Raw genomic sequence first — 26,398 nt, forward strand, 5'->3', positions numbered from 1 at the left:
TAACAGGATGAGTATCATGAACTTAAGCAGCTCCCGCATGATCCAGCATTCGCTGCCGCGCCGCCTGCTGCATAACCACTCGGGCGTGGTCAGTATCGCCCTCTTTTTCGTCTTCTGCTGCGTGGTGTTTTCGCTGATCACCAGCAACTTTCTCACCGGCACCAACTGGCTGAACATTATCCGTCAGAGCGCCCCGCTGCTGATCGTCGCGACGGCAATGACCATGGTGATTACCACCGGCGGCATAGACCTGTCGGTGGGCTCTACCCTGGCGCTGGTCGGCGCGCTCTCCGCTATCGCCCTGAATAGCTGGGGGCTGCCGTGGCCGGTGGTACTGCTCGGCGGCCTGCTGCTCGGCGGCGTCGTTGGCGCCATCAACGGCTTCTTTATTGCCTATGAAGGGATTCCGGCGTTTATCGTCACCCTCGCCACTCTGGCTGTGGTTCGCGGCATCGCGCTGCTGATCACTCAGGGTTATTCGATTCCGGTTCCGGCTGACAGCCTGTTTACCTTTATCGGACGCGCGTGGGTAGTCGGTATCCCCATGCCCGCGCTGCTCGGCATTCTGATTCTGGCGATCGGGCATATCGTTCTCAACCATATGCGCTTTGGCCGCTACGTGACCGCTATCGGCGCCAACGCCGAAGGCGCGCGGCGCAGCGGCATTAACACCAAAGCGGTGACCATGAAGGTCTATATCATCAGCGGAATGGCCGCCGCGCTGGCGGGGATGATCATTACCGCACGCCTCGGCAGCGGCTCTTCCAACCAGGGCGAAGGCTTTGAACTGCAGGTCATTGCTGCCGTTGTGCTAGGCAGCACCAGTCTGTTTGGCGGCTTCGGGACTATTATTGGCACGCTGCTGGGCGCGCTGTCGATTGCGGTCATTCAGAACGGGCTGATCCTGTCGCATATTTCGCCGTTTTACACCCAGATAGCCACCGGCACCATTATCCTGCTGGCTATCTGGCTGAACACCCGCATTCTCAACCCGACGCGCTCCGCGGCAAAAGGATAGCTGATGAAAGGATCAATTTTTCGCCATCCCTCCCCGCTGCCGGTTGGCGTCAGCAGCGGTTATGTAATGACTGTGCTTGGCCCACTACCGATTAACGAAATGGGCGTTACTCTGATGCATGAGCATATTCTGCTGGATGCCTCCGGCAAATGGGTGCCACCCTGCTGCTGCAGCGATCGCCATCTTGCCGAAATGCCGGTGAAAATGGAAAACCTTGGCGAACTGTCGCTTAACCCGCTGATGAGCCGCGATAACTGTCAGCTGTTTGATGTCGACGTTGCGATTGACGAGCTGACTAAATATCGAGCCCTTGGCGGAGAAACGGTGGTCGACCCGACCAATATCGGCATTGGCCGCGATCCGAAAGCGCTGGCGCGCATCGCGCGTCTGACCGGTCTGAACATCATTATGGGTACCGGGCTCTATCTGGAAGCTTCGCACCCTGAGTGGGTAAAAATCAGCAGCGTCGAACAGCTGACCGAACGGCTGATTTACGATCTTGGCGGCGCGGAGGAGAAACCGGAGGTGCTCGCCGGGCTCATCGGCGAAATCGGTATCTCCAGCCGCTTTACGCCGGATGAGGAGAAATCCCTGCGCGCTGCGGGTCGGGCCAGCGCCGCGACCGGCGTGCCGATCGAGGTCCATCTGCCCGGCTGGGAGCGGCTGGGCCATCGTGTGCTGGATATTCTCGAGCAGGAAGGCGCCGATTTACGCCATACCGTGCTGTGCCATATGAATCCCAGCTTTGCCGATAAGCGCTACCAGCGCGAACTGGCACAGCGCGGGGCGTTTCTCGAATACGACATGATCGGCATGAGCTATTACTACGCCGACGAGTCGGCGCAGTCGCCCTCCGACGAGGAGAACGCCCGCGCGATCCGCGAGCTGATTGACGACGGCTACATCCAGCACATTCTGCTGTCGCAGGACGTCTTCCTGAAAACCATGCTCACCCGCTACGGCGGCCACGGTTATGGCTACATACTCAAGCATTTTGTTCCGCGTCTGCGGCGCCACGGCGTCAGCGGCGAACAACTTGAAACCTTAATGATTGGAAACCCCCAGCGGGTCTTTGGCGGATAAAAGGAAACGTCATCATGCAGAAAAAAATCTTACTGGTCGGTGAGTCCTGGACCAGCACGTCAACGCACGTTAAAGGCTTCGACCAGTTTGCCACCGCCACCTGGCACACCGGCGCAACGGACTTTCTGGCCGCGCTCGCCGACAGTCCCTATGCCATTACCTATATGCCCGCCCACGCGGCGGCGACCGACTTTCCGCTGACGCTGGAAGCGCTGCAGGAGTGGGATGCGATTATTCTCTCGGACATTGGCGCCAATACGCTGCTGCTGCATCCGGACACCTGGCTGAAGAGCCGCCGAACCGCCAACCGTTTAACGCTCCTGCATGATTACGTGGCCGGCGGGGGGGCGCTGATGATGATCGGCGGCTATTACAGCTTCCAGGGGATCAACGGCGGCGCACGCTACCGTAATACCGCGGTGGAGAAAGTGCTGCCGGTACGCTGCCTGGCCTGGGACGACCGCATTGAAACCCCGGAAGGCTGCTATGCCGAAGTGACGGAGTCTCACCCCCTGTTTAACGATATTCCGGGCGAATGGCCGTGGCTGCTGGGCTATAACGAAGTTGAAATGCACCCGGAAGGCAAACTGCTGGCGAGCGTGGCCGGTACCGGTCATCCGCTGTTGGCTGTTCGCGAATATCAGCAGGGTCGTTCGCTGGTGTGGACCAGCGACATGTCGGCGCACTGGCTGCCGGAAGAGTTTGCCAAATGGCCCGGCTATCGCCAGCTATGGATTAACTGCCTCGACTGGCTGACGGAACGCCGCTGATGACCACGACCCTTGAGCTCGCCCGGCAGCTGCTGGGCTTTAACACCATTAACCCGCCGGGCAGCGAAGCTGACTGCATGCGGTTCTTCGCCGACTGGCTTGACGATAGCGGTTTTGAGGTTTCGCTGTCGTCGTTCGGCGAGGGACGCTGCAATCTTATCGCCAGCCTTCCCGGGGCGAAGAGCGGTAAACCGCTGGCCTTTACCGGACATCTGGATACCGTCCCGCTGGGAAATGCCCGCTGGCAGTACGATCCTTTTGGCTCGCAGATGGAAGACGGGCGTCTTTATGGCCGCGGATCCAGCGATATGAAAGCGGCGATAGCGGCGTTTGCCGTCGCCTGCGTTCATCAGCGGGAAGCGATCCTCGCCGGACGCGGCGCGGTATTGCTGATAACCGGCGGAGAAGAGACCGGCTGCGACGGCGCGCGGGCGCTGATCGCCTCCGCAACGTTGCCGGAGGTGGGCGCGCTGATCGTCGGTGAACCCACCGCCAACTATCCGGTTATCGGCCATAAAGGCGCGCTCTGGCTGCGCTGCGAAACGCGGGGGAAAACCGCCCACGGCGCGATGCCGGAGCTGGGGATCAATGCTATCTATCTTGCGGCGGATGCGTTGGGTAAGATTCAGCATTTTTCGCCAGGCGCGCCGCATCCGCTAATGAAGCAACCCACCCTCAACGTCGGACGCATAGAAGGCGGACTCAATATTAATTCCGTACCGGACCGCACGCGTTTTGATGTCGATATCCGCAGCGCGCCCAATTTACAGCACGCCGCTATCCGGGAGCGCTTGACGACGCTGCTGGGCGAAAGCGTTACGGTCACCACGCTGGTCGACCTGCCTGCGGTCCTGAGCCGGGAGGATCATGCATGGATTAAGCAGGTTTACCAACGCTGTCAGCCGCTGCACGCTGAGCCGATTACGCCGCGCGTGGTGCCCTACTTTACCGACGCCTCGCTGCTGCTGCCTGCATTGGGCGATCCGCCCTGTATTATTCTCGGCCCCGGCGAGCCGTCGATGGCGCATCAAACCGACGAGTACTGCCTGCTCAGCCGACTGGCGGAGGCAGAACGGCTATACGGTGACCTGATCCGCGACTGGATGGCCTAACCGTCCGCGACGAAAGCCAAAAATGTGTGACAGTGTCACTTAAAACGAGCATGATGCATTCAGCGTTTGAATAATCTCGCGGAATAACAGAGGATAACCGCCTCGTACACGAAATGTTTCACCACCAGCAAGGAGGCTTACCATGTCCGTGAAAATCAACGCTGTGCTCGTTTGCACCCTCTCTTTACTCCTTTCCGCCTGTTCGGGTCATGCTTCTGCGCCGGACAGCGCCGAAGACGCTCAAATATCGGCAGAAGTGGATAAGATACTTCGCGATTATCAAACGCGTGCAGACACGTCACCGCAGGCCAATGCCTCACGCTATCTGGCGCGGATCCAGGCGGCTATCTTCGCTAACATAGACCAGCCGGGCTCCTGGCAAGGGCAAAAATGCTCGGTGCGCTTTACCCTGCAGCGTGACGGGACGGTGCAGGATCCGGCGGTCGAGAACGGCGATCGGCCATTCTGCGCGCAGGTGATGTCCGCGCTGAAAGTCGCCAAAATTCCGCCTGCCCCCGATGAAAAAACTTATCAAACATTCAGCCATGTCGTTCTGGACTTGAAGGCCTGAGCTTGCCCTAGAAAGCGCCCCGGCCATCGCCAGGGCAATGGCTAAAAAGATAAGCTGACAGCCTCCTTAACAGACGCTTTTTGGCGATCGGCGAGGAGTGATTCAATGGTGCTTGAGTCGAGGTGATGAGCGGCAAGAGCGCCGGCTGAACGGGACAGCGCATCCAGGTGCGCTGATGATGGCCTCTTATTCATGACTCAATCTCTGATACATGAAATCAATAAGCCCTCTTGTTTTTGCCGGCAAATAACGCCGATCGGAATACAGGGCGAACAATTGCAAGGGGGCCGCCGATTGTTCAAATTCAATTTCGATTAACCGGCCATCGTCAATATAGGGCTGGCAGGCTTGTTTCGACAGGATGGCATAACCGACGCCTGAGATGGCCGCTCGCCCTGCCATCTCCCCGCTGTTGACCCGATAACGACCGTTAACTTTAATCGTCTCGAATCCGCCCTTTTTATTCACAAACTGCCAGGGAGCGCCTTTAAGCGCATTTACCGTTGTAATACAGGGCAATTCTTCAAATTGCTGTATACGAGAAGGCGTGCCATAACGCTGGATAACGGAGGGGGCCGCAACGATGGTGCAAGGGATGGTCACCAGATGACGGGCTATGTAGTCACTGTCATCCATCTGACCACGACTCACAATGACAGCGAGATCCAGATCATCGCGCAGGGATTCATAACCAGACAAATTGGTGACGCAACTTATCTCCAGGTCCGGATGCTGACAGGCGAAATCGGCAACAATAGCGCCCAGCAGTGCAGGACCGATTTCATTGGGAATACAGATACGTAGTGGCCCCTTGAATTGCATTTGCCGCAACGTTAATTCGGTTTCAGTTTGCTCAAGCGCTTCCAGTAATGGCTTCGCCCGGGTATAGAGTAGATGCCCCGCCTGAGTGAGTTTCATATGTCGGGTACTGCGTTCAATAAGCTGAAGATTCAGTTTGTCTTCTAGCTGAGCAATGCAACGGCTCACATTTGATGCCGGCATTTCAAGGGCTTTCGAAGCCCCAACAAAACTGTCTCTTTCAACTACAGCGATGAAGACTTTCAGCGCATTAAAATCAAGAACTGGCCGCATCAACTATCCCACATATGATAATAATGAGTGCCATTTTTACCATCTAATCGATAAGTTTGATAGTAGTTAAGCTAGGTTATCTTTCATCAACAGGTCGCTTGCTATGCCACGGGTCACCACAACATTTAATCAAAAGGCGCTGATACGGATAGCGCTGGTCATCGCTTTTATGCAGTTTACTAACGCGCTGGAATATATGATATTCAGTCCTGTTTTTACATTTATGGCCGCGGATTTCGCTGTTCCCGTCTCCTTCTCAGGCTATGTATCCGGTATGTACACCTCTGGAGCCGTCCTGTCGGGAATTATCGCCTTTTACTGGGTTGACCGTTGCAATAAGAAGCGTTTTCTTATCGCTAATATGGTGCTGCTAGCCATAGCGACACTGTTGACAACATTCATAACCCGTTTTCCTCTTCTTCTTACCTTGCGATTCTTCGCAGGGCTGGTTGGAGGGACGACAATGGGTGTGGGGATCGGTATTTTGATAAACCACACGCCGGCTGACTTGCGCGGAAAAATGTTGGCGACGGTGATTGCGTCATTTTCGCTGGTAAGCGTTGTGGGGATGCCCGCTATATTATTTTTGTGTACTCATTACGGTTGGCATGTCGCGTTGTGGTTAATCAGCACGCTCTGTTTGTTGGCATTGCCATTCATCGTCACTGCCATCCCTCAGGACCCCGTCACTTTCGACACGTCTTACGCGCTGCCCCTCGATGTTGATACTTTACTGTTTGCTTCCGGTAATGCGCTGGTACAGTTTAGTCCAATGCTGATCATTCCTGTTCTGGCGCCGTTAATGACGCAGCTGTTGGGGGCTTCTGAAGGCCTGCTGCCCTGGCTGTTCTTCGGCGGGGGACTGGCGGGGTATCTGTCTACAAGAATGACAGGGGCATTAACCTCTCGTTTTTCTGCCTTGAGTTTGGCGACCGGGTCAACCCTCGTTTTTATTCTGAGCTTGCTGATACCCTTCCTGGGCTATCCGCATCCGGCGCTGTTTATGACGTTATTTCTCGGGGCAGCTTACAGTCGTCTGGTTTCATCTTCGGCGGTTACGATTCAGTTTCCTGATAACAACCAACGAGCGGGATTCTCTTCATTACAGACGTCCATGATGTATCTGATGACGACTGCCGCATTTTTCCTGTCCGCTTTTCTGTTACCTGACCATCGCATGGCGTTCCAGAATATGGACACGTTGCTGGCGCTATGTGCAATTTCCGCATCAGGATCCCCAATTATTATCATCATTTTGCAAAAAAAACTAGCTAAGCGGACGATCCCGCCCGATCGGCACACCACTGGGTAGAACATGGCGCGCCCTGCCCTGGGCATTAAAAATTATCATTGACCCTGGTGTGGTCGCTAAATGGAGATGAGGGGCGTTTTTTTGTCTGACGGGGTCTGAATTTAGTACCTGGCGGGAAGCTTATGGATTTTAATGAGTCTTCCCTCTTCCATTTCGATAAAACCACCCGTTTTTAAATCTGCAAGTATGCGCATGACGCCGCTGCGAGAAAGATGGGTTTTCTCGCGGATGTAGAGTTCCGCTGTGACTGCGGCGCGATAACTCTCATCTTCTTCAATTAAATTGAGCAACTGCTGGCGGATCATCTCGTACGCCGTCGGTGCGCCCTGCGGCATCACATTGTTGTAAAGTCGGCCATACACAAACATCAGTTGCTTTGAGAGCAGCCCCCATAACGACTTTTCTTTAATAATGTCATGAACACGAGCGGTGGAGATCTCGCCAATCACGCAGGAGTTGATAGTTTTAATGTAATCATCGAAGTAAATATCCGTCAGATTGGCAAGACCAAACACGGCGGGACTGCGCGCAGTGGACAGCATCATATTATCGTTTCGGCGATAAACCGCTACGGTTCCCTCAAGGATCAGGTAACACATCCCCTGGCCATTCACCTTGAAATCCAGTTGCTCCCCTCTTTCAGTTTTACGTGGCGTGCAATATGGCTGTAAGTGAGAAATCAGCTCTTGCGCGTAGGGTGAACCTTTGTGAGGTTTTGCTGAAGAGGACATAACCGATAACCTTAAGATTGACCTGTCTGATTATAGCCTGACTTCCTGTTGCGGGTATCCTCATCGTCAGTATTTTCGAGGCAGATGGTTGATATCAAGGAGTATACCCCGTTCCATCGTGATGTACTTCCCGGTTCGCAGCTCTGCCAGAATCCGCATAATCCCGCTCCGTGAAAGATAGGTTCGGCTTTTAATATAGGTTGCAGCCGTAATTTGTTGCCGTATCGCATCCGGCTCTTGCATAAGCTCAACCAGCTGAAAGCGGATGATGTCATAAGCCGACATCTGCGAGATTTGTGCGCAATGTTCATACACCCGGGAGGCCGTGTAAATCAGGAGTTTCGAAAAATGCTCCCATAGATCCAGTTGCGCCACGATGTGATTAAAACAATCCAGTGACACCCGGGCGATCTCTGACGTCTCCAGCGCTCTCACATAAAGATGCTCTGAGGAAAACTGACTACTCACGCCCAGAATAAACGGTGATGATTCAGAATTTAATACAATGCCATCGCCGCGACGGTGCAGCGCGACGCTACCTTGCAATAGTAAAAAACATTGCCGGATATCATCTTTATAATAATGCACGACCTCACCTCTGCCGATCACTACTCTTTCTGCTGCTGGCAACACATGTTTTATCAGAGTCTCGATGTGCCGGAATGGCTTTAATTCCAGGGTAATTGATTTATCTTGGTTTTCCGGGGTGGTTAAGCGCGTGTTCATATGCAGCCTCAATTCCTCAACTGTGATCGCTTTATTGATCGACCGAAGAATTATCTTAAAAATTAAGAAGCCGCGAAATATTGGCCTGGGGTCTAAAAGTAGACCGCTCAAAAGATGCATTCTAAGTTATTGATTTTGTGTCCCATGATCTTTGAGTCTAAAAATAGACCGGACCTTAATAAGCATGATAAAAAAGAAGAAATGTTGCTTATTCGTTAAGTGGGAGTCTACTTATAGACCCACAAAACATTTGAGTTTAAGAAAATGATTAGATAAATTTTAGCCAGTCAGCAGAACAGTTCATGGTCTTACCGTAATTATTTATGGCTGCCATGCTGCACAGTGAAAATTAAGGCACTGGTACAAAAAGAGTGTAACGCTCATCGGCACCCTATTGCCTGAATATAAATGGCAAACAAAGTTAATAAGGAAACAAAGTAATGAAAAAAAGTCTTGTTTTAGTTGCCTTGACCGCAACTGCAGCGCTGTCTATGTCTCACGCTTTTGCTGCCGCTGGCACCGTGAATTTCGTCGGCAATATTCTGGATACTGCCTGTGAAGTCGATGTGGCATCGCAAAACCAGCAGGTCAATCTCGGTAACTTTTATAAAACTGAATTTCCGAGCAGTGGCACAAAAGCGGCTGCAAAGGATTTTAATATCGTACTTAAAAACTGCCCAACCACGGTGACTTCGACCAAAGTACGCTTTGATGGCACCCCCGATCTGACCAACCCTAACCTGCTGGCTATTGATACATCAACCTCCAGTGCGGCGTCAGGGGTGGCGATTAACCTGATGACCGCCGATAAAGTCGACCTGCCTTTGCACGGTGAGAACAGCTATAACTACATACTTAGCAGTACCCAGGACAATACGCTGAAATTCTATGCGCAATATATCTCCACCACGGCATCAGTAACGCCGGGTACGGCCAACTCTGTTGCTAACTTCTCCATTGTATATAACTAATTTTCTTTCAAGAAATGCTGATGGGGTCGATACGGCCCCATATTTCAGAGGTCTAAAATGAATGTTCTTGGCAGTATCTTGCTTACCATCACGATATTGAGTATTGGCGTATCCGTTGCTCAGGCCGGTGTCGTTATTGGTGGTACGCGCGTCATTTTTGATGGTAATAAAAAAGAAGCCTCGATTGGCATAAATAACCCTGATAAAACCCCTTACCTTATCCAGTCGTGGATCGAAACACCTGGGGGGGGGTGGCGAAAAGGCGCCTTTTATCATTACGCCACCACTATATCGACTAAATAATGGCCAACAAAACGTCGAGCGCATTGTTGCCACCGGAGCCTTACCTCAGGATAAAGAGAGCTTGTTTTGGCTTAATATAAAAGCCATCCCCTCCGCAGCTAAGGTTGACAATACGTTGCAAATTGCCATTAAAACCAGAATTAAACTTATCTACCGTCCGGCGGCGATGAAAGGCGCCTCCCCTGAAGAACAGGTCGATAAACTACGCTGGCAACGTGTTGGTAATAAGATACAGGTAAACAATCCGACTCAGCATGTCATGAATTTTAACGAGATTTCACTATCAGGTAAAAAATTACCAGATGTCAGTTATGTATTACCCGGCAGTACCGCGATGTTCGATTTACCCTCCGGCGTAACGGGCGGGCCAGTGACATTCAAAATTATTAATGATTATGGCAGTCCCGGGGCAGAACACAAAGCCAGTCTGTAGACCGGCGCAAAGACACTGAGTGGGATTTATGATGATGGCAATGGATTATATAAAAGCACGGTCTCCACGGTTGGCATTATTGATAACCATCGCGCTCTTCGGTAATACACAAAATAGCTATAGTCGCGATTTTTTTAACCCAGAACTGGTTGAACTGGATAATCCAGGGACAGAAAAAGTCGATCTTTCTGGTTTTGAATCTGGCGCGCAAGCCCCCGGGAATTATCATGTCGATGTCGTCCTGGACGATCGGTTAGTCGATACCCGCGATATCAGGTTTGTGTTGCTGAAAGAGCCTGGCGGTGATGATAAATTAGTCCCCTGTTTATCCATTGAGCAATTAGAAAGCTGGGGAGTCAAGACGGGCCTTTTTCCCGCGTTAAAGGGTGAAACATCCTGTGCGAACCTGTCCGCGATTCCCAAGGCTAGTACGGATTTCCAGTTTGCCATGCAACGTCTGGTATTGAGCATTCCGCAAGCGGCACTTTCAGCGCAAGCGCGCGGATCGGTGCCACCGGATCGCTGGGATCAAGGCATTAACGCCGCCCTGCTCAACTACAGTCTGAGTGGGGCGAATAACTGGGCCAAAAATAACAACAGCAGCACCAGCGATAATCAGTATGCCAACCTGCGTCCTGGTCTGAACATTGGCCCCTGGCGGTTAAGAAACTACACCACCTGGTCGCGAGATTCACAGGGTCATGATGCGTGGAAGACGGTTTATACCTATGCTCAACGTACGATAATCCCGTTAAAGTCTCAGCTCACGCTGGGTGACAGCTCTGCCCCGGCAGATGTGTTCGACAGTATGCCTTTCCGGGGAGGACAACTTGCTTCCGATGATGACATGCTGCCCGACTCCCTCAAGGGCTATGCCCCAGTGGTGCGTGGGATCGCCCGGACTAATGCCCAGGTGATAATTCGCCAGAATGGCTATCAGATATACCAGAGCTTTGTGGCACCGGGCGCTTTTGAAATCACGGACATGTATCCTACCGGAGGCGCCGGCGATCTTGATGTCACTATTAAAGAGGCTGATGGCAGCGAGCAGCACTTTAGCGTGCCATTTGCCTCCCTTCCCGTATTACAGCGTGAAGGCCGAATAAAATATGCGTTAACGGGCGGCCAATATCGTTCGTACAACGGCAGCGTGGACAAAACGCCCTTTGCTCAGATGAGCGTTATTCTCGGCTTGCCCTACGGCTTTACGTTTTACGGCGGATTGCAGGAGTCGAGTAAGTACCAGTCGCTCGCCGCGGGCGTCGGTAAAAACATGGGTGACTTTGGCGCTATCTCCAGCGACATCACCCAGGGCTGGTCCACGCCGCAAAATATGCCGAAAACCAGGGGGCAATCATGGCGGGCTCGATACAGTAAAAATTTTGCCGCAACGGGCACCAACTTCGCGATTGCCGGCTACCGCTATTCGACCAGCGGCTACTATGGCATGCAAGAGGTCCTGGATTCTTACGGTGACAGTCATGCGCTTCAGGACCGACGCCGCAACCGTGCTGAGCTGACGCTGAGCCAGGGGCTGGGAGACCGTCTGGGATCGTTGATGCTGAACGCCGCACGTGAAGATTACTGGAACTCAGGTAAGGCGATGGAATCATGGAGCGTTGGGTATAACAACTACTGGCACAGTATTAGTTATGGCCTGACCTGGACTCTGAGTAAGAATGGGGGCGCGGGAACGTACAGCGCACCCCAGAGCGACGATAAAAACCAGATGCTGGCGCTGAATATCAGTATTCCACTGGAAAAACTGTTGCCGCAGACATGGGCAAACTATGGCATGAATGCCAGCAAGAATAACGGTACGACACACAGCGCTGGGTTAAATGGTGTTGCTCTGCCGAATAATGCGCTCAACTGGAATATTCAACAGGGTTACGGCACTCACGACGTGGCCTATACCGGCAACATGAATGGTGATTATCGCGGCACCTATGGTGAAATCACCGCCGGGTACAGCTATGACAAAAATACCGATCGTCTGAACTATGGGATTCAGGGAGGCGTGGTTGCGCATGCCAATGGCGTGACGTTCTCTCAACCATTGGGCGAAACCAACGTGCTGATTGCCGCCCCCGGGGCTGCCGGCGTAGGCATCCAGAATATGACTGGAGCGACAACCGATTATCGCGGATATACGGTTGCCTCTAACTTAATGCCTTATCGCAAAAATGATGTGTCATTAATCACTGAAACATTACCGGCTAACGTTGAGTTAGAACAAACGGTCAAAACCGTGGTCCCTACGCGTGGCGCGATTGTCAGGGCGAACTATCGGGCAAGCGTCGGTGTTCGCATGTTGATGACCTTGACCCAGCGAAACGGCCAGTTAGTGCCGTTTGGCGCAATGGCCAGCATTGAAGGAGCAGAACCAAGCAGCTTTATCGTTGGTGATAGCGGACAGGTGTATTTGACGGGGCTCGATCCCCAGGTAAACCTGATCGTGAAATGGGGAAATCAATCCGCAAACACCTGCAGGGTCTATTACGCGATAAACATGACGAAGCAGAATAACGATGTGATTATCGATAATGCTGTTTGCCGTTAACGTTGAACCAAATTTTTAAATCAGGTGCATAGATATGCGACTTTTCCGATCTGCATTATTAATGCTGGCTTTGTTGTTTCCATTGACGGGCTTCTGTTGTGATTATACTTACATCGGCTCTCCCTATACCGTGAATTATGGCAATATTATTGTTCAGCGCGATGTTCCCGTTGGGCAAGCAATAAGCAATGAGATATATGGTTCCTTAGCACATGCTTATACCTGCGTCACCACCGGCAATGAAGGGTCAAGCTCAGGAATGAAAAGCGCTATTTTACCCTATGTCGCGACGTACGGCGCGCGGCGCGTTTATCAAACCAATGTGCCTGGGGTGGGTATTTCTTTTGGCTTTTACATGAACTCCAAAGCAGGCGCGTCGACGTTTAGCGGCACCGATTATATTGACCGCGGTAACGCTTCAATGTCCAGTTGGTCATCAAACCCTGGAGAACTGGTTATTCACGATTATCAGCCAGTTATACAATTCTGGAAGATTGGTGATATTACCTCTGGCTCAGTAACGGGGCAACTGGCATCGTTTGTCGCCTTTACGATGCAATATCTCGGCGGAGAACAAGCGCCTGAGATTCCCGTGAATGCGGGGGCCGGATCTATTACCCAGGTGGCATGTGCGGTGACAACATCGAATATTGTATTTGAACTGGGTGACGTTTTGGTCACTGAGTTTGGTTCTACGGTGGGATTAACCCCCGCTAATGCGCAGAAAACGCAGAATCTCATTCTGGACTGTGATGCCGGAGCCAATATTAACGTCATGCTCTCCGGCGCACAGAATCCTGACGTCAGTGATAATACCGTGCTGGCGTTAACCGGTCAGGGAAGCGCAGGCGTCGCACAGGGGGTTGGCGTGCAGCTGGTTTATAACAATACCCCTCTAATCCTTGGCAATAATCTTGTTCTGAAGAGAACCAATGGCGGCCAGGAGATGTTCCCGTTAACCGCACGCTACTATCAGACCAATACAACGGTAACCACCGGCATCGCAAATGCGTCCGCAACGCTGAGTCTTACCTATCAATAAAGGCTGTTAAATGAAGATGAATAAACTAATCTTGCTGATGGCATGCGCAATGGTATTACCTGCAATGTCCGCAGACAATGTAGATATCAAAGTCACCGGGCGTATTATCGCTGCGCCCTGCGTCTTTAACGGTGGTAGTGAAAATATGAATGTTGATCTTGGCAATATCCAAGCAACAAACATGTTCACCCCCGGGTCTTCTTCCGATCCGGTTACTTTTCATCTCCTGTTTACCCGCTGTCCGCCGGGCACGCTGAGCGTGACGACCCGTTTTAGCGGAACGCCTGACCCGGAAGCGGGCGTGAATTATTACCAAAACAGCGGCACGGCAACCCGCGTGGCCATTGCGATGTCTGATGCCACAACGGGTCTGTTGATGGGCAGCGGATCCAGCATCACGCAAAATATAGCTGAAGACAGAACGGCGACGATACCGATGAAAGCCATGGTGACCTCCGTGGCGGGAAGGCCGACACCAGGTTCCATTCGCGCCGTCGTCGTTTTAACAATGCAATACAACTGATGGGGCGCTGGCTATAGAGGGTCATAGGCGCGTTAGTCATCATCCCCTTCAGGAAGCTAACAGGGTGAAATAATGTGCTGCGTCTATGATTACCCGAATGCAGGAGCGCTTAATAAATATGTTTCGGTATGGTAAATGGTTAATATTGTAATAAAAGAGTCGGATACCCTCTTCCAATGTGGCCTGACCTTTTTTTTTAGTGATTTCTTTTCCCAACACAATACTACAGTTGATTTCAATTTTAACTTTACGTCAGAAAGCGTTCAGCTAGCAGACGTCATTGTGCTGGCATTATGTCCAGGCGAATGTTTTATTTGCTGCCCTGAACTACAGAAGCGAAAAAAAGGCATTGTGATTGGTTTTGTTGATGATGATATGCGAGCCTCTGCGCTCCCCTCTTGCTTTCAGGATATTATCTTTATCTCTCGCCGGCATTCCGTGAGACAGTTACGTAGAGCAGTACATACGGCCTGGCACCGGCTGCAGCAGACAAATTATCGACAGTCACCCGCGTCATGTTTTGACTGTCAGCCGACCAAATTGTCACCGCAGCAAATCCGCATCATGATCTGTTTATATGAGGGGATGTCGGTAACGCAAATTGCCGATGAGCTTATGATCAGTGAGAAAACGGTCTATGCGCATAAATATATGGTCATGAGTAAATTTAACTTACGCAACGATTATGAGCTAATGCTTCTGCTCAATAAACTGACAAAAAATAACGACTGGCCAAATGGCTTTATAAAAGTTAGCCAGTGATACCAATGCGCTGAGAAGGCAACTGACACAGGGGCGCGAGCCCCTGCATGGTTACCGCCGGCTCATCGCCAGCTTCGCGGCGAATATCAGAAACAGGCAGCCGGTCGTCCGGTCCATCCATTTCACCACGGCCGGTTTTTTCAGGATGCCCGCGGCATAGCGAGTGGCGGTAATCAGCGTTAACGACCACAGCGTACCAATTAATACATGGATAGCGACCAGCAGAAAGGTCCAGCTGACAGGTGAATGTCCGGCGGGGATAAACTGAGGTAAAAACGAAACGTAGAAAACGCCCATTTTGGGATTAAGCACATTCCCCAGCATCCCACGCAGAAACCAGTTACTGGTGGTAGTGGATTCTGCCAGGGTGGTGTTAAATTGCTGGCGCGGGTGCAGAAGCAATTGGATGCCCAGCCAACAAAGGTAGCCCGCGCCGCACCATTTCAACAAGGTGTAAGCCAGTTCAGAAACCGCCAGAAGCGTCCCTAACCCAAAGGCCACCACGGCGCCCCAGATAAAGCATCCGAGATCAATGCCTAACGCGGCATGCAAGGCTTTGCGTCCACCTTCAGCGGTCGCCGTGCGCAGGATAAGAGCAGTATCCAGACCTGGCGTCAGGGTAAGCAGTGTGGCAGCGAGGGTGTAAGCAAGAAGTGAATCCGTGACGAGCATTTCCTGTCTCCGAAAGAGAGACAAGGCTACTGAAGCGTTCACATTTTTGCAACAAGAATGATGAGCCATTCAACGTGGATGGCGTTCCGCCTGGATAACGGCAAGTCCCCTATGAGGCTCTCTATCCAACGCATACAACAACCGGACCTGTTGCTACCAATGGATCCGGTTGCCATCTGCCAGAGCGGAGAAGGCAACTTAACTGATGCTTGCCCTTTTGGCATTTAAAATTCTGTTCGCACCATCAACAAACCCTTCACCACCTGGAAATTGACTTATCCAGCGCGGCAATGATGGTATAACTTGCGCTATGTCGTTGATCGTGTTCATTCCCAACGTTTTGCTGTAGTAGCTGAACATGGGGGCGTCATTGAGCGAATCACCACTGTAGAAAACCGATGCCTGTTCATCTGATTCTTCCAGTGCGTAAAAATGCTTTAACACCTTTCTGCTCATGACGAGTTTGTCATACTCCCCTAACCACCCCAGTACCCATAGATTATTAATGGTATAGCAGCAATTATTTTCCGCTAATTCGTCAATGAGCTGTCTGGTCTGCTCATGATTTTTGGGAAGTTTGAAAGCAATACTCGTCAGGCGAAAATCCCGATCGTCAGACACTTCAACCCAGGGGTATTTCTGGCGAATCTTGAGAAGGATGTGGCTGATTTTTTCTCGATTGAGAAGATATTTGTCTTCATGCCAGAAGTACCTGTTAATGCCATGTTCGATGGTATTTCTGGTAAGAAATAATCCTCCATTTTCAGCGATGACTCCATCAACAGGCCACATTCTCGCCATCTGATCGGCCCAGCCGGCAGAGGCCGCCGTTACCGGAATCACCTTAATGCCCGCATGTTGTAGCATTTCCAGACTCTGATAGGTTCTGGCCTGCAGCCTGCCTTTATAAGTCAGCGTTTCATCCATATCAGTTAAAACAAAACGAATATTCTGTAGCTCTTCACTCTTAACGTTATCAATTAAATTCATAATTCCTCCATGCTGGCGATATTAATGGCTTTTTTGATAAACGTTAATATCAATTTAGTATTTGTTATTCTTTATTAACTCGAGAGATTTGAACCTTCTTACTGCACGAAGAAAGTCAGCAGGGGCATTATCTGGCCGAAGATTAATTTATTGTTCCGTACTACTTCGAAGCCTTGTGCTTCCCCGCGCCATCGGCAACCCCTGCTTATCGCTTCAACTCGTCCTGCCACAGCGGGGATGACGCCAGCTGTTGGCATACCGTGTCGATAAATACCCGGGTATGCCGCCATCAAAGCGGTCTCTCCGCGGATGGCCGCGCGTGGAGAAGGCGCGATCCTGCTGACTGGCGGCATGTTTGCCACTCAGCCCCACACCATCAGTAACCCTCCCCGGCCGTCGCCAGGCGTCCGGGAGCCATCGCCCGGACGTGCGGAAGAAACGTCATCCATCGCTTGCTTTCCCTGTCACCTCGGATCAGGATACGACGATATTCATGGAGGCTATGTGATGAAATATTTTATCGGTATGGCGGTGACGTTATTGTTGAGCACGCCGGTGCTGGCGGCGGGCGAGCTTGAGATTAACCAGTCTCCCCTGACGCTGGTGTTGAGCGATCAGAATCAGGCACGGGTCTCTTCCTGTGCCGATTTCATTGCGCTGCGTAAAGCGGGAGAGACCGTCGATGCGCTGCCCGGGCTTTCCGACCCGGATGGCCGTGCGGCGGAAGCGGCGTTATTCTCCTGCTGGCTACAGGCCTACACCATCGATCATACGTTATTCCCCTCTGCCGCGCCGAAACCAACCCTGGCTGAGGTGGTTCAGCACTTTCCTGCCAGCGCGGCGTTTATCGTCAGCGATGACGAAAAGCAGGACGTCGCCAAAAACTATGTGGGGAAAACCATCGCCGACTATACCCCGGACCTGAAAGCCAGGGACGATCGTCTGGAATCAGCGGCCAGCGCCAGCGGTTATGTGCTGGATGAGTATTATGCGTTTACCGATAAGCAAGGGCATCAGCTCAACATTGTCGCTCTGGTGGGCTACGCCATCGGCGGTACGGCAAGCGTGAAAAGCTACTATCGCATCGATGACACGCACGCCCGCGTCTGGAGCGTCACCCTGCTCGATGAGAACAGCCCGTTATAAGCGAGGGTTCCCTCTGCGGCGCTACCGCAGAGGATGTTCCGTTTACCTGGCCAGCCACTGACGCCAGCCGCCCCAGGCGGTGATCTCTGTGGCCGCGCCCAGCCCTCCGGCTTCGCAAATAAAGCCTGTCACCCAGCGGCCGTCGGCCAGCTCAATCTGTCCCAGCCCCAGCGGCGCGGGGATGGCGGCCAGCAGCGACCCCACCTCGGCGCTGGGGATCTCCCAGACTTCCACGGCTATCGCGTCCCCCTCTGGCTCGTCACGCACCATCGCCGGGCGCTTGCCATCCGGAAGGACATACAACCGATAGCGCGGCGCGCTGTGGGTCGCCTGCAGCAACCGACCGCCCCGCGCCAGCAATTGACCGTTTAAGGGCAGACCGGCCAGATGCGCACCGCATACCGCCAGTGCCATCCGGTCATGGCCTGCGGAATGCGCAGGCGGCGGGCTCTCCAGCCGCGCGCCGCCTGCCAGCGGCAGCCGCTCCGCGCGCTGGAAGGCGTCGGCCAGGCTCAGCAAATACTGATCGGTAAACGCCCGGCCAAACAGCGTGACGCCGGAGGGCAATCCGTCAGGCATAAACCCGCACGGCACACTCACCGCCGCATAGTCCAGCAGGTTCATAAAGTTGGTGTAGTAGCCCAGATCGGCGTTGCGGGCGATCGGCTCCGCCGCCAGCTCGTCGAGCGTTACCGGGCGCGGAACGGTTGGCGTCAGCACGCAGTCCAGCGTCTCGAGAATGGCATCGCACTGCGCTTTATACCCCTGCAGCTGATACATCGCCTTAAAGGTCGCCGTCGCGTCGATAGCAGGCGCTTTCGCCAGCACGTCGCGAATCACCGGCAGCACGGCATCCAGCTGCTGCTCAATCAGCGGTCCGGCCACCGCATAGCGTTCAGCAACCCACGGTCCGTCATACAGCAGTCGGGCGGCGGCCAGAAATGGCGCGAAATCGATCGCTACCGGCACGCCGCCGAGCGCCGTCAGCCGCTGCACGGCCTGGGCGAACAGCGCTTCGCTGGCGCGGCAACCGAGGAAGTTAAGCTCCCGCGGGACGCCAAAGCGAAACCCGGCGGACGGCCTGCCAAAAGCCTGCCGGCTGTTCCACTGAGGATTGCGGCGGCTGTAGCTATCCTGCGGATCGGTCCGGGCAACCAGCGCCAGCAGTTGGCTGGCCTCGTCGGCGGTAGCGCTGAAAAAGGTCACACAGTCCAGCGTGCGACAGGCAGGGACGACCCCGGCGGTGGAGATCACCCCTTTCGTCGCTTTCAGCCCCACCAGGTTATTCAGCCCGGCCGGAACGCGACCGCTGCCGGCGGTGTCGGTCCCCAGCGCGAAGCTGGCGACACCCAGGGCTACCGCCAGCGCGGAGCCGGCGCTGGAGCCACCGGAGGGGTAAGCCGGGTGGTACGCATTGCGGCAACGTCCGTACGGCGAACGGGTTCCGTTCAGGCCGGTGGCAAACTGGTCGAGATTGGTTTTGCCCACCGGCACGGCTCCCAGCGCAATCAGCTGCGCGACAATGGTCGCGCTTTGCGTCGGCCGGTATGCAAACGCCGGGCAGGCAGCGGTCGTGACGATCTCCGCAAGGTCAATATTGTCTTTGATCGCGAACGGCACGCCGTACAGCGGAAGCGTTTCTGGCGAATGGCCTTCCAGCGCCGCCAGAAACGGCGCCTGCTCCGCTTCGCTCAGGAGATGAATAAACAGATTAAACTCGGGATTCAGCGCTTCCGCCCGCTGGCGGATCGCCGCCAGCAGGGCGCGCGGGGTGGTGTTGCCGTTACGATAGTTCGCCGCCAGGGTCGTCAGGCGTAAATCAAACGTCTGCTGCATCATGCCTTCTCCTCAATAATCACTGCCACCCGCTGCCCGGCACGCACCGCGCTGCCTGGCTGCACATTGACCTGCTGAACCCTGCCATCGCACGGCGCCAACAGCGGGATCTCCATTTTCATCGACTCAAGCACCACCAGCACATCGCCGGCACGTACCTGGCTGCCGGCCGCGGTCTGTACCTGCCACAGATTACCGGATACCGGGCTTTCCACCCCCTGCTCCCCCGGCTGCAGCGGCGCCTCGCCCGCCTCTTCTGACGCGCCCTCCTGACTGTCGAAATGGGCCTGGCCGCTGGCGATCCAGCGCTTGCGCTCGGCGTTAAACGCCCGCTGCTGATGGTTGCGAAATGCGCTAATGCTCTGCGCCTCGCGAGCGAGAAACTGCTGGTACTCCGCCAGCCGTAGCGTGCTGTGCTCAATGCGCAGCGGGTATCGTCCGAGCGGGAAATCGCGGCGAATCTCCAGCAGTTCCTCCGCCGAGACCGGATAGAAACGCAACTGGTCGAAAAAGCGCAGCAGCCAGGGCTTGCCAGCAAAATCAGCCACCTCGTGATAGCGACTCCACATCTGCAGGGTGCGGCCGACAAACTGATAGCCGCCCGGGCCCTCCATGCCGTAGACGCACAGATACGCCCCGCCGATGCCCACCGAGTTTTCCGCCGTCCAGGTTCGCGCCGGGTTGTATTTGGTGGTGACCAGCCGATGGCGCGGATCAAGGGGGGTAGCCACCGGTGCGCCGAGATAGACATCGCCGAGCCCCATCACCAGATAGCTGGCGTCAAACACCGTTTGCCACACCGCCTGCTCATCCGGGAGATCGTTTATCCGGCGAATAAACTCGAGGTTGCTTGGGCACCAGGGGGCGTCCGGGCGGACGGTGGTCATATATTTGTCGATCGCCTTGCGGCAGGCGGGATCGTCCCAGGAGAGCGGGAGATGCACCACCCGTGTAGGCACCTGCAGATCGTCGCTCATGCAGACCGTGGCCCACTCCTCGCGGACCCACGCCAGCAGGGTCTCCAGCGCCAGCGTTTCCGGCTGGTAATGCAGCTGCAGGGAGCGGATCCCCGGCGTGATATCAATGATCCCTTCCCGGGCTTGCTCCTCAAGGGCCTGCATCAGGGCATGGATGCGAAAGCGCAGCACCAGATCCAGCTCCGCCTCACCGGCCTCCAGCAGCAGATGGGTATCGCCGGAGAGGCGCGCCACCAGGCGTTTGTCAGCGTCGCCGCAGGTCATCACCACCGGCGAGGTAAGCGGCACAGGCTGCCAGGCAACGTCCTGCGCCTGCAGGGTCGCCAGCTCCGCGCGACGGCCTGCCGCCAGTCGCCGGGCGGTGGGGACGTCCACCGCCACAAAGCGCACTTTATCCCCCGCCTTAAGCTGGCCCAGTTGCCAGAGATCGGCTTCGATCACCGTCACCGGGCAGACGAAGCCCCCGAGGCTTGGGCCGTCCGGCCCGAGGATCACCGGCATATCGCCGGTAAAATCCACGGCCCCCACGGCATAGGGGTTGTCATGAATATTCGACGGATGCAGCCCGGCTTCGCCGCCGCTGTCGCGGGCCCAGACCGGCTTGGGCCCGATCAGGCGCACGCCGGTGCGGCTGGAGTTAAAATGCACCTCCCAGTCGGTGGCAAAAAAGGTCGCCATATACGCCGGGGCAAAGAACTCCGGCGCGCCGTGGGGACCATAGATCACCCGCAGCGTTCGCACTGCCGCAAGCTCGGTGCGCAACCCTGCAGGAAGCGCCGCGCTTTCCGTGGTCTCAGCCGGAGGTGCAAGATGCAGCACGTCGCCGGCGCGCAGCGCCCGTCCGCCGTGGCCGCCAAACTGACCGAGGGTAAAGGTGCTTTTACTGCCCAAATAATCCGGCACCTGAATGCCGCCGCGCAGGCAGAGATAGCTTCTGACCCCTGGCCCGCTTATCGCCCCCAGCCTGAGGGTCGCACCCGCCGGAATAGTGAATACGCAGTCCATCTCCTGGTCGACGCCGTCGAGCGTTACGGCCAGCGGCGCGCCGCAGACCACCGCCTGTACGGCGGTATTAAATTTCAGGGTGGGTCCGCTAAGGGTGATCTCCAGCGCAGCGTCGCCCTCGGCATTGCCCAGCAGACGGTTGCCCAGGCGCAGCGCCCGGTCATCCATCGGTCCCGAGGGCGGTACACCCACCGCCCAGTACCCCAGACGTCCCGGGTAGTCCTGGACGCTGGTCTGGGTGCCGGCGCTCAGAACCTCCACGGTATCGGCCCGGTAGCGCAACTGCTCCAGACAGCGAGTCCAGGGTTCTCCGGCAGTAAACGGCGCAAAGCTGAGGATCTGCTGCAGGTACTGGCGGTTGGTTTCGACGCCGTACAGGCGGGTCTCTGCCAGAGCCTGCGCCAGGCCGGCGATCGCCTCATCGCGGCTGGGGCGCCAGACGATAGCTTTCGCCAACAGCGGGTCGAAAAACGGCGGCACCTCACACCCGGCCTCCACCCAGCGATCGATGCGCAGGGTGGCGCCGTCCGCCGGTGGAAACCAGACGTCGGTTAACAGTCCGGGAGAAGGCTGAAACTGGCGGCCAGGATCTTCGGCGTAAATTCGCGCCTGAATAGCATGGCCCCGGGGCTGTAGCCCGGCGGCCAGCTCGCTCAGCGGCGGTAAATCCCCTGCCGCCAGGGCGATCATCCAGTGCACCAGGTCCACGGCCCACACCTGCTCCGTCACGCCGTGCTCCACCTGCAGTCGGGTATTGACCTCGAGGAAATAGAAACGCTGCGCCGCGCTGTCGTAGACAAACTCCACCGTCCCGGCGCTGCGGTAGTTCACTGCTTTTCCAAGGGCAATGGCCGCGCTACACAGCGCCTGCGCCATCCCGTCCGGCAGATTTGGCGCCGGGGTCTCTTCAATCACTTTCTGGTTACGTCGCTGCAGCGAGCAGTCGCGCACGCCGAGGGCGATAACTTCCCCCTTCCCGTCGCCGAAGATTTGCACCTCCAGATGGCGGGCGCGTTCGATATATTTTTCGAGAAACACCCCGGCGTCGCTGAAGTTGTTTTGCCCCAACCGCTGTACCGTGGCAAACGCCTCGCTCAGTTCGCGGGCGTCGCGGCAGACGCGCATGCCAATCCCTCCGCCGCCCGCCGTGCTCTTGAGCATCACCGGGTAGCCCACCGCCTCAGCCGCCCGGCAGGCTTCCTCACTGTCGGCCAGCAGTTCGCTGCCTTCCAGCAGCGGAACGCCCTCCGCCTTCGCCAGGGCGCGGGCGGTATGCTTCAGGCCGAAGGTTCGCAGCTGTTGCGGAGTCGGGCCAACAAACGCCAGTCCCGCCGCCTCACAGGCTTCGGCGAAGGCGGCGTTTTCCGACAGAAAGCCGTAACCGGGATGGATAGCGCGGGCGCCGCTCTGCAGCGCGGCGGCAATGATCTTCTCTACCATCAGATAGGTTTGCGCTGCCGGCCCCTCGCCAAGGCTGAGCGCCTCATCCGCTTCGCGGACGTGCAGACTGCTCAGGTCGGCTTCGGCGTAAACGGCGACGCCCTTCACCTGCATGGCGCGCAGGGTGCGCAGAATGCGGCAGGCAATCGCCCCGCGGTTAGCAATCAGTAAGGTATCAAACATAAGCGGAACTCACAGCGAAGCGGGTCGTCCCGCAATAATTCGTCTTCCCCTGAGGTCGTCCCCGGGAGAGCCGGCGCTTAAAGGTGGCGCGTCGGCGTGTGGTTCAGGCGGTCGGCGCGAACGGCGAACAGCCGAAAGGCCAGCAAACGCCAGCGCTGCCAGCGGGTCAGTTCCATACCAGCACCTCGGCGGGGGTCGGGTTCCAGCCGTTGCAGGGATTGTTGAGCTGCGGGCAGTTGGAGATCAGCACCATGGCGTTACACTCCGCGCGCAGTTCCACGTATTTTCCCGCCGCCGAGATGCCATCCTCGAAGGTCAGACCACCCTCCGGCGTCACCGGCACGTTCATAAAGAAGTTAATGTTGGCGCCGATATCGCGTTTATGCAGACGGCCATCGTGCAGACAGGCGCAGAGAAAATTGTCCCGGCAGCTGTGCATATAGCGCTTGTCGAGAGCGTAGCGCACGGTGTTGCTCTCCTGGGCGCAGGCGCCGCCGAGGGTATCGTGCCGCCCGCAGGTATCGGCCACGATGGTCATCAGCGGATGACCAAGATTGGAATAGAGCACGCTGCCGGCGGTCAGGTAGGCGTTACCCTGGCGGCGCAGCGTGCGCTGCGCATCGTAGCGCTCGCGCGGGTTGTCGGCGTTGTAAAACAGGGTATCAATCGCCTGGTTGCCTTCGAGATCGAGCAGGCGCAGGGTTTGCCCTTTTTTTACCTCAAACAGCCACGGCTCCCCAGCGGGGATCACATGGCGATAGACGGCCTCTTCCGGGCGTCGGTTACTGGTGATAAGGGTCATAAACGCCTCCTTACAGGGCAAAAAGTTGGGTATTGCGGAACGCGCGCTGGTTCTCATCGCGGGTCAGGAGCGCCTGGGTGGCTGCGTCTTCATCGTCGGCCTGATACCAGCTCAGCTGCACCGGACGGGGGGCATACTCGGTGGCCGGATCCTGGGGATGCGGCAGCGCGGTGAGCACCAGCAGGACGTCCATCGGGGCATACAGTTCCACGTAATCCCCGGCGCGGCTGTTGCCGGAGACAAAGTGAAAGCGCCCCTCGTCATCGACGGTGACTTTGCTGAAGAAGTTGACCACCATCAGCAGATCTTCCAGACCGAGATCCCATTTCCCCATCTCCACCAGCAGGTTATCGACGCCGTTGCGGTAGAAGCCATTGCGTAATTCCTGGTAGCGTCCGGCGCCATATTTGTCGTGCGTCTCTTCGGCGTTAAGGACCCCGCCGAACGGATCGTGCCAGCCGCAGCTGTCGGCGACGATCCCGGCGAGCACCCGGCCCATATCGGAGTAGAAACAGTGCCCGGCGGTCAGACGCGCGGTATGCTGCCCCTTGAGGGTATCCGGCAGGTTCAGGCGCTCACTTTTCTCATGGGGGTTGAGCATCATCATGCTGACGTTCGCCCCGCCGTCGATATCGGTCAGGCGCAGGATCTGCCCTTTGCGCAAAATCAGCGAGGTGTGCGCCCCGCCGGGAAGCTGCTCTTCGCGCAGGCTGGGGGTGGAGTGAAGCAGTTCAGTCATCAATTTATCTCCTTAATGCGTAAACGTTGGTGTCGCTACCGGCGGCCAGCTGCGCCATCCGCGCTTCATTGAGCGGGATGTCGTAGGTAATACGCGCTCCCCAGGCGTTGGGCGCCTGCGGGTCGATGCGCACTTTGTCGAACACCAGCAGCCTCGTGCCGAGGTTGAAGCCTTCCGCCAGGTCGTGGGTGACCATAAACACCGTCATGCGCGTTTCGCTCCACAGCTGGAGCAGCAGCGCATGCATATCCTTGCGAATGCCGGGATCCAGCGCGCCGAAGGGCTCGTCCAGCAGCAGCACCCGCGGCTGCATCACGAACGCCTGGGCAATGGCCAGCCGCTGCTGCATCCCGCCCGAGAGCTGCGCCGGGTATTTATCCAGGGCGTGTCCCAGGCCCACTTTCTCCAGCATCCGCTGGGCCTGTTGCCGGGCCTCGCGCTTTCTGCCGCCAAACAGGCGCCCCAGCAGCGGGGACGCCGGCAGCTCCAGACCGATGGCGACGTTATCCAGCACGTTGAGATGCGGAAACACCGAATAGCGCTGGAAGACCACACCACGACTGCGGTCCGGCTCCGCCGCCAGCGGCTGGCCGTCGAGCAGGATGGCACCACGGGTCGGTTTTTCCTGACCGAGCAGCAGGCGCAGAAAGGTCGATTTACCACAGCCGGACGCGCCGACCATCGAGCAAAACTCGCCCTCTTTCACCTGCAGATTGATGCGCTCCAGCACCACGTGGTCGCCGTACTCCTGCCAGATGTTTTTGATGTCGATGAAACTCATCCCCGACCTCCTTCCGCCCACGGGAAACAGGCCTTGTGCAGCTGGCGCAGCGCCAGATCCATCAGCCATGCCAGCAAAGTGATCCAGATGACATAGGGAATAATCACGTCCATCGCCATATAGCGCCGCACCAGGAAAATGCGGTACCCCAGCCCGGCGGTGGCGGAGATGGCCTCGGCGGAGATGAGGAACAGCCATGCCGAGCCCAGCAGCAGGCGCAGGGAGGTGATCAGCCGCGACAGCAGCTGGGGAAGCACCACCCGCAGCACCAGGGTCCAGCTATTGGCGCCGAGGGTCTGCGCCTTAATAAACAGCTCCGCCGGGATCTCCTGCGCCCGCTGCTCCAGGTCGCGCGCCAGCATCGGCGTAATACCGATGACGATCAGCATCACTTTCGACAGCTCATCCAGGCCAAAGACGATAAACAGCACCGGCAGGATCGCCAGCGGCGGGATCATTGACACCACCGTCAGCAGCGGCGACAGCGCCGCGCGGTACATCGGGAAGACGCCGGCGGCGATGCCGATGACGAGGCCGATCAGCGACGAGACGGCCAGGCCCGTCAGCAGACGGCTCAGGCTGATCAGCGTATCGGCCCACAGCAGATACTCGCCGCTGCGTTTGTCCGGGGTGAACGCCATCCGGTCAATGGCTGCCACCATCTGCGACAGGCCTGGCAGCAACTTGTCCTGCGGATTGGCTTCCAGCCGCACCGCCGATCCCATAAACCAGGCGGCGATCAGCACGACAAAAGGCAGCAGCATCAGCGTCAGGCGCATCCCCTTTTGGGGATAACGGTTAATGTGGCGCATGGC

General features: G+C 56.0%; 23 protein-coding genes and 1 pseudogene. 13 read left to right on the forward strand and 11 right to left on the reverse strand.

The window, feature by feature from the left end:
• The first annotated feature begins 16 nt into the window (after positions 1-16).
• From ACQUTP_RS01785 to ACQUTP_RS01805, 5 genes are all read left to right on the forward strand, one after another.
• Complete coding sequence (locus tag ACQUTP_RS01785) at positions 17-1,018, forward strand: ABC transporter permease (protein ID WP_177344341.1); 1,002 nt, start codon at positions 17-19, stop codon at positions 1,016-1,018.
• A 3-nt stretch (positions 1,019-1,021) separates the two neighbouring features.
• Complete coding sequence (locus ACQUTP_RS01790; protein WP_080846703.1) at positions 1,022-2,101, forward strand: phosphotriesterase family protein; 1,080 nt, start codon at positions 1,022-1,024, stop codon at positions 2,099-2,101.
• 14 nt (positions 2,102-2,115) lie between these two features.
• Positions 2,116-2,871, forward strand: a complete 756-nt coding sequence (locus ACQUTP_RS01795; protein ID WP_080846704.1) for a glutamine amidotransferase — start codon at positions 2,116-2,118, stop codon at positions 2,869-2,871.
• Positions 2,871-3,983 (forward strand): M20 family metallopeptidase, encoded by a 1,113-nt coding sequence (locus ACQUTP_RS01800; RefSeq protein WP_080846705.1) that lies wholly within the window; start codon positions 2,871-2,873, stop codon positions 3,981-3,983. The genes ACQUTP_RS01795 and ACQUTP_RS01800 overlap by 1 nt, the downstream gene beginning before the upstream one ends.
• Positions 3,984-4,125: 142 nt before the next feature.
• A complete protein-coding gene (locus tag ACQUTP_RS01805; RefSeq protein ID WP_428902333.1) occupies positions 4,126-4,554 on the forward strand; it encodes a cell envelope integrity TolA C-terminal domain-containing protein in 429 nt (142 codons plus the stop codon).
• A gap of 186 nt (positions 4,555-4,740) precedes the next feature.
• On the opposite strand, the gene ACQUTP_RS01810 is transcribed toward ACQUTP_RS01805, so the two are convergent.
• A complete protein-coding gene (locus ACQUTP_RS01810; RefSeq protein ID WP_049092257.1) occupies positions 4,741-5,646 on the reverse strand; it encodes a LysR family transcriptional regulator in 906 nt (301 codons plus the stop codon).
• 103 nt (positions 5,647-5,749) lie between these two features.
• Here ACQUTP_RS01810 and ACQUTP_RS01815 point away from each other — a divergent pair, with 103 nt between their 5' ends.
• A complete protein-coding gene (locus ACQUTP_RS01815) occupies positions 5,750-6,958 on the forward strand; it encodes an MFS transporter (protein WP_428902334.1) in 1,209 nt (402 codons plus the stop codon).
• 101 nt (positions 6,959-7,059) lie between these two features.
• On the opposite strand, the gene ACQUTP_RS01820 is transcribed toward ACQUTP_RS01815, so the two are convergent.
• Together ACQUTP_RS01820 and ACQUTP_RS01825 are read right to left on the reverse strand one after the other, a co-directional pair.
• Complete coding sequence (locus ACQUTP_RS01820; RefSeq protein ID WP_049092259.1) at positions 7,060-7,689, reverse strand: helix-turn-helix domain-containing protein; 630 nt, start codon at positions 7,687-7,689, stop codon at positions 7,060-7,062.
• A 66-nt stretch (positions 7,690-7,755) separates the two neighbouring features.
• Complete coding sequence (locus ACQUTP_RS01825) at positions 7,756-8,415, reverse strand: winged helix-turn-helix transcriptional regulator (protein ID WP_049092266.1); 660 nt, start codon at positions 8,413-8,415, stop codon at positions 7,756-7,758.
• A gap of 440 nt (positions 8,416-8,855) precedes the next feature.
• Here ACQUTP_RS01825 and ACQUTP_RS01830 point away from each other — a divergent pair, with 440 nt between their 5' ends.
• The 6 genes and pseudogenes from ACQUTP_RS01830 (at position 8,856) to ACQUTP_RS01855 (ending at position 15,012) form a co-directional block, all read left to right on the forward strand.
• Positions 8,856-9,386, forward strand: a complete 531-nt coding sequence (locus ACQUTP_RS01830) for a fimbrial protein (RefSeq protein WP_064183388.1) — start codon at positions 8,856-8,858, stop codon at positions 9,384-9,386.
• A 57-nt stretch (positions 9,387-9,443) separates the two neighbouring features.
• A pseudogene (locus ACQUTP_RS01835) lies at positions 9,444-10,122 on the forward strand (fimbrial biogenesis chaperone).
• A gap of 28 nt (positions 10,123-10,150) precedes the next feature.
• Complete coding sequence (locus tag ACQUTP_RS01840) at positions 10,151-12,685, forward strand: fimbria/pilus outer membrane usher protein (protein ID WP_080841461.1); 2,535 nt, start codon at positions 10,151-10,153, stop codon at positions 12,683-12,685.
• A gap of 34 nt (positions 12,686-12,719) precedes the next feature.
• The gene (locus ACQUTP_RS01845; protein ID WP_080846707.1) at positions 12,720-13,727 is read left to right on the forward strand and encodes a fimbrial protein; all 1,008 of its coding nucleotides are present in this window, start codon (positions 12,720-12,722) and stop codon (positions 13,725-13,727) included.
• A 10-nt stretch (positions 13,728-13,737) separates the two neighbouring features.
• Complete coding sequence (locus ACQUTP_RS01850) at positions 13,738-14,250, forward strand: fimbrial protein (RefSeq protein WP_032456063.1); 513 nt, start codon at positions 13,738-13,740, stop codon at positions 14,248-14,250.
• 135 nt (positions 14,251-14,385) lie between these two features.
• Entirely contained in the window at positions 14,386-15,012 is a 627-nt protein-coding gene (locus ACQUTP_RS01855) for a helix-turn-helix transcriptional regulator (protein WP_032456064.1), read from the forward strand.
• 51 nt (positions 15,013-15,063) lie between these two features.
• Here ACQUTP_RS01855 and ACQUTP_RS01860 read toward each other — a convergent pair whose 3' ends face one another.
• A complete protein-coding gene (locus ACQUTP_RS01860) occupies positions 15,064-15,684 on the reverse strand; it encodes a LysE family translocator (protein ID WP_049004084.1) in 621 nt (206 codons plus the stop codon).
• Positions 15,685-15,882: 198 nt separating this feature from the next.
• Positions 15,883-16,674 (reverse strand): HAD-IIB family hydrolase, encoded by a 792-nt coding sequence (locus ACQUTP_RS01865; RefSeq protein WP_428902335.1) that lies wholly within the window; start codon positions 16,672-16,674, stop codon positions 15,883-15,885.
• A 507-nt stretch (positions 16,675-17,181) separates the two neighbouring features.
• Between ACQUTP_RS01865 and ACQUTP_RS01870 the strand changes: the two genes are divergently transcribed.
• The gene (locus tag ACQUTP_RS01870) at positions 17,182-17,820 is read left to right on the forward strand and encodes a hypothetical protein (protein WP_012968198.1); all 639 of its coding nucleotides are present in this window, start codon (positions 17,182-17,184) and stop codon (positions 17,818-17,820) included.
• Between the two features lie 42 nt (positions 17,821-17,862).
• Here ACQUTP_RS01870 and atzF read toward each other — a convergent pair whose 3' ends face one another.
• From atzF to ACQUTP_RS01900, 6 genes are all read right to left on the reverse strand, one after another.
• Positions 17,863-19,659 carry an allophanate hydrolase gene (gene atzF / locus ACQUTP_RS01875; protein WP_285755992.1) on the reverse strand — a complete coding sequence of 599 codons (1,797 nt, stop codon included), beginning with the start codon at positions 19,657-19,659 and terminating at the stop codon, positions 17,863-17,865.
• Positions 19,656-23,261 (reverse strand): urea carboxylase, encoded by a 3,606-nt coding sequence (gene uca, locus ACQUTP_RS01880; RefSeq protein WP_135712050.1) that lies wholly within the window; start codon positions 23,259-23,261, stop codon positions 19,656-19,658. Before uca ends, atzF begins: the two co-directional genes overlap by 4 nt.
• 166 nt (positions 23,262-23,427) lie before the next feature.
• Entirely contained in the window at positions 23,428-24,063 is a 636-nt protein-coding gene (locus tag ACQUTP_RS01885; RefSeq protein ID WP_017900291.1) for an urea amidolyase associated protein UAAP2, read from the reverse strand.
• A gap of 10 nt (positions 24,064-24,073) precedes the next feature.
• Positions 24,074-24,802, reverse strand: coding sequence for an urea amidolyase associated protein UAAP1 (locus tag ACQUTP_RS01890; RefSeq protein WP_043519577.1), 729 nt, complete (start codon positions 24,800-24,802; stop codon positions 24,074-24,076).
• Positions 24,803-24,806: 4 nt separating this feature from the next.
• Positions 24,807-25,583 carry an ABC transporter ATP-binding protein gene (locus ACQUTP_RS01895; RefSeq protein ID WP_004205863.1) on the reverse strand — a complete coding sequence of 259 codons (777 nt, stop codon included), beginning with the start codon at positions 25,581-25,583 and terminating at the stop codon, positions 24,807-24,809.
• Positions 25,580-26,395 (reverse strand): ABC transporter permease, encoded by an 816-nt coding sequence (locus tag ACQUTP_RS01900; protein ID WP_043519578.1) that lies wholly within the window; start codon positions 26,393-26,395, stop codon positions 25,580-25,582. Before ACQUTP_RS01900 ends, ACQUTP_RS01895 begins: the two co-directional genes overlap by 4 nt.
• Positions 26,396-26,398: the final 3 nt, after the last annotated feature.

It is taken from the genome of Klebsiella sp. 2-CIP_Kleb., from assembly GCF_050378715.1.
GTDB lineage: Bacteria > Pseudomonadota > Gammaproteobacteria > Enterobacterales > Enterobacteriaceae > Klebsiella > Klebsiella quasipneumoniae.

What these genes read in the sequence shown, in the direction of transcription:
- ACQUTP_RS01785 (WP_177344341.1), top strand. Translation starts at nt 17, where the DNA reads ATGAACTTAAGCAGCTCCCGCATGATCCAGCATTCGCTGCCGCGCCGC.
- ACQUTP_RS01790 (WP_080846703.1), top strand. Translation starts at nt 1,022, where the DNA reads ATGAAAGGATCAATTTTTCGCCATCCCTCCCCGCTGCCGGTTGGCGTC.
- ACQUTP_RS01795 (WP_080846704.1), top strand. Translation starts at nt 2,116, where the DNA reads ATGCAGAAAAAAATCTTACTGGTCGGTGAGTCCTGGACCAGCACGTCA.
- ACQUTP_RS01800 (WP_080846705.1), top strand. Translation starts at nt 2,871, where the DNA reads ATGACCACGACCCTTGAGCTCGCCCGGCAGCTGCTGGGCTTTAACACC.
- ACQUTP_RS01805 (WP_428902333.1), top strand. Translation starts at nt 4,126, where the DNA reads ATGTCCGTGAAAATCAACGCTGTGCTCGTTTGCACCCTCTCTTTACTC.
- ACQUTP_RS01810 (WP_049092257.1), bottom strand. Translation starts at nt 5,646, where the DNA reads ATGCGGCCAGTTCTTGATTTTAATGCGCTGAAAGTCTTCATCGCTGTA.
- ACQUTP_RS01815 (WP_428902334.1), top strand. Translation starts at nt 5,750, where the DNA reads ATGCCACGGGTCACCACAACATTTAATCAAAAGGCGCTGATACGGATA.
- ACQUTP_RS01820 (WP_049092259.1), bottom strand. Translation starts at nt 7,689, where the DNA reads ATGTCCTCTTCAGCAAAACCTCACAAAGGTTCACCCTACGCGCAAGAG.
- ACQUTP_RS01825 (WP_049092266.1), bottom strand. Translation starts at nt 8,415, where the DNA reads ATGAACACGCGCTTAACCACCCCGGAAAACCAAGATAAATCAATTACC.
- ACQUTP_RS01830 (WP_064183388.1), top strand. Translation starts at nt 8,856, where the DNA reads ATGAAAAAAAGTCTTGTTTTAGTTGCCTTGACCGCAACTGCAGCGCTG.
- ACQUTP_RS01840 (WP_080841461.1), top strand. Translation starts at nt 10,151, where the DNA reads ATGATGATGGCAATGGATTATATAAAAGCACGGTCTCCACGGTTGGCA.
- ACQUTP_RS01845 (WP_080846707.1), top strand. Translation starts at nt 12,720, where the DNA reads ATGCGACTTTTCCGATCTGCATTATTAATGCTGGCTTTGTTGTTTCCA.
- ACQUTP_RS01850 (WP_032456063.1), top strand. Translation starts at nt 13,738, where the DNA reads ATGAAGATGAATAAACTAATCTTGCTGATGGCATGCGCAATGGTATTA.
- ACQUTP_RS01855 (WP_032456064.1), top strand. Translation starts at nt 14,386, where the DNA reads ATGGTTAATATTGTAATAAAAGAGTCGGATACCCTCTTCCAATGTGGC.
- ACQUTP_RS01860 (WP_049004084.1), bottom strand. Translation starts at nt 15,684, where the DNA reads ATGCTCGTCACGGATTCACTTCTTGCTTACACCCTCGCTGCCACACTG.
- ACQUTP_RS01865 (WP_428902335.1), bottom strand. Translation starts at nt 16,674, where the DNA reads ATGAATTTAATTGATAACGTTAAGAGTGAAGAGCTACAGAATATTCGT.
- ACQUTP_RS01870 (WP_012968198.1), top strand. Translation starts at nt 17,182, where the DNA reads ATGAAATATTTTATCGGTATGGCGGTGACGTTATTGTTGAGCACGCCG.
- atzF (WP_285755992.1), bottom strand. Translation starts at nt 19,659, where the DNA reads ATGATGCAGCAGACGTTTGATTTACGCCTGACGACCCTGGCGGCGAAC.
- uca (WP_135712050.1), bottom strand. Translation starts at nt 23,261, where the DNA reads ATGTTTGATACCTTACTGATTGCTAACCGCGGGGCGATTGCCTGCCGC.
- ACQUTP_RS01885 (WP_017900291.1), bottom strand. Translation starts at nt 24,063, where the DNA reads ATGACCCTTATCACCAGTAACCGACGCCCGGAAGAGGCCGTCTATCGC.
- ACQUTP_RS01890 (WP_043519577.1), bottom strand. Translation starts at nt 24,802, where the DNA reads ATGACTGAACTGCTTCACTCCACCCCCAGCCTGCGCGAAGAGCAGCTT.
- ACQUTP_RS01895 (WP_004205863.1), bottom strand. Translation starts at nt 25,583, where the DNA reads ATGAGTTTCATCGACATCAAAAACATCTGGCAGGAGTACGGCGACCAC.
- ACQUTP_RS01900 (WP_043519578.1), bottom strand. Translation starts at nt 26,395, where the DNA reads ATGCGCCACATTAACCGTTATCCCCAAAAGGGGATGCGCCTGACGCTG.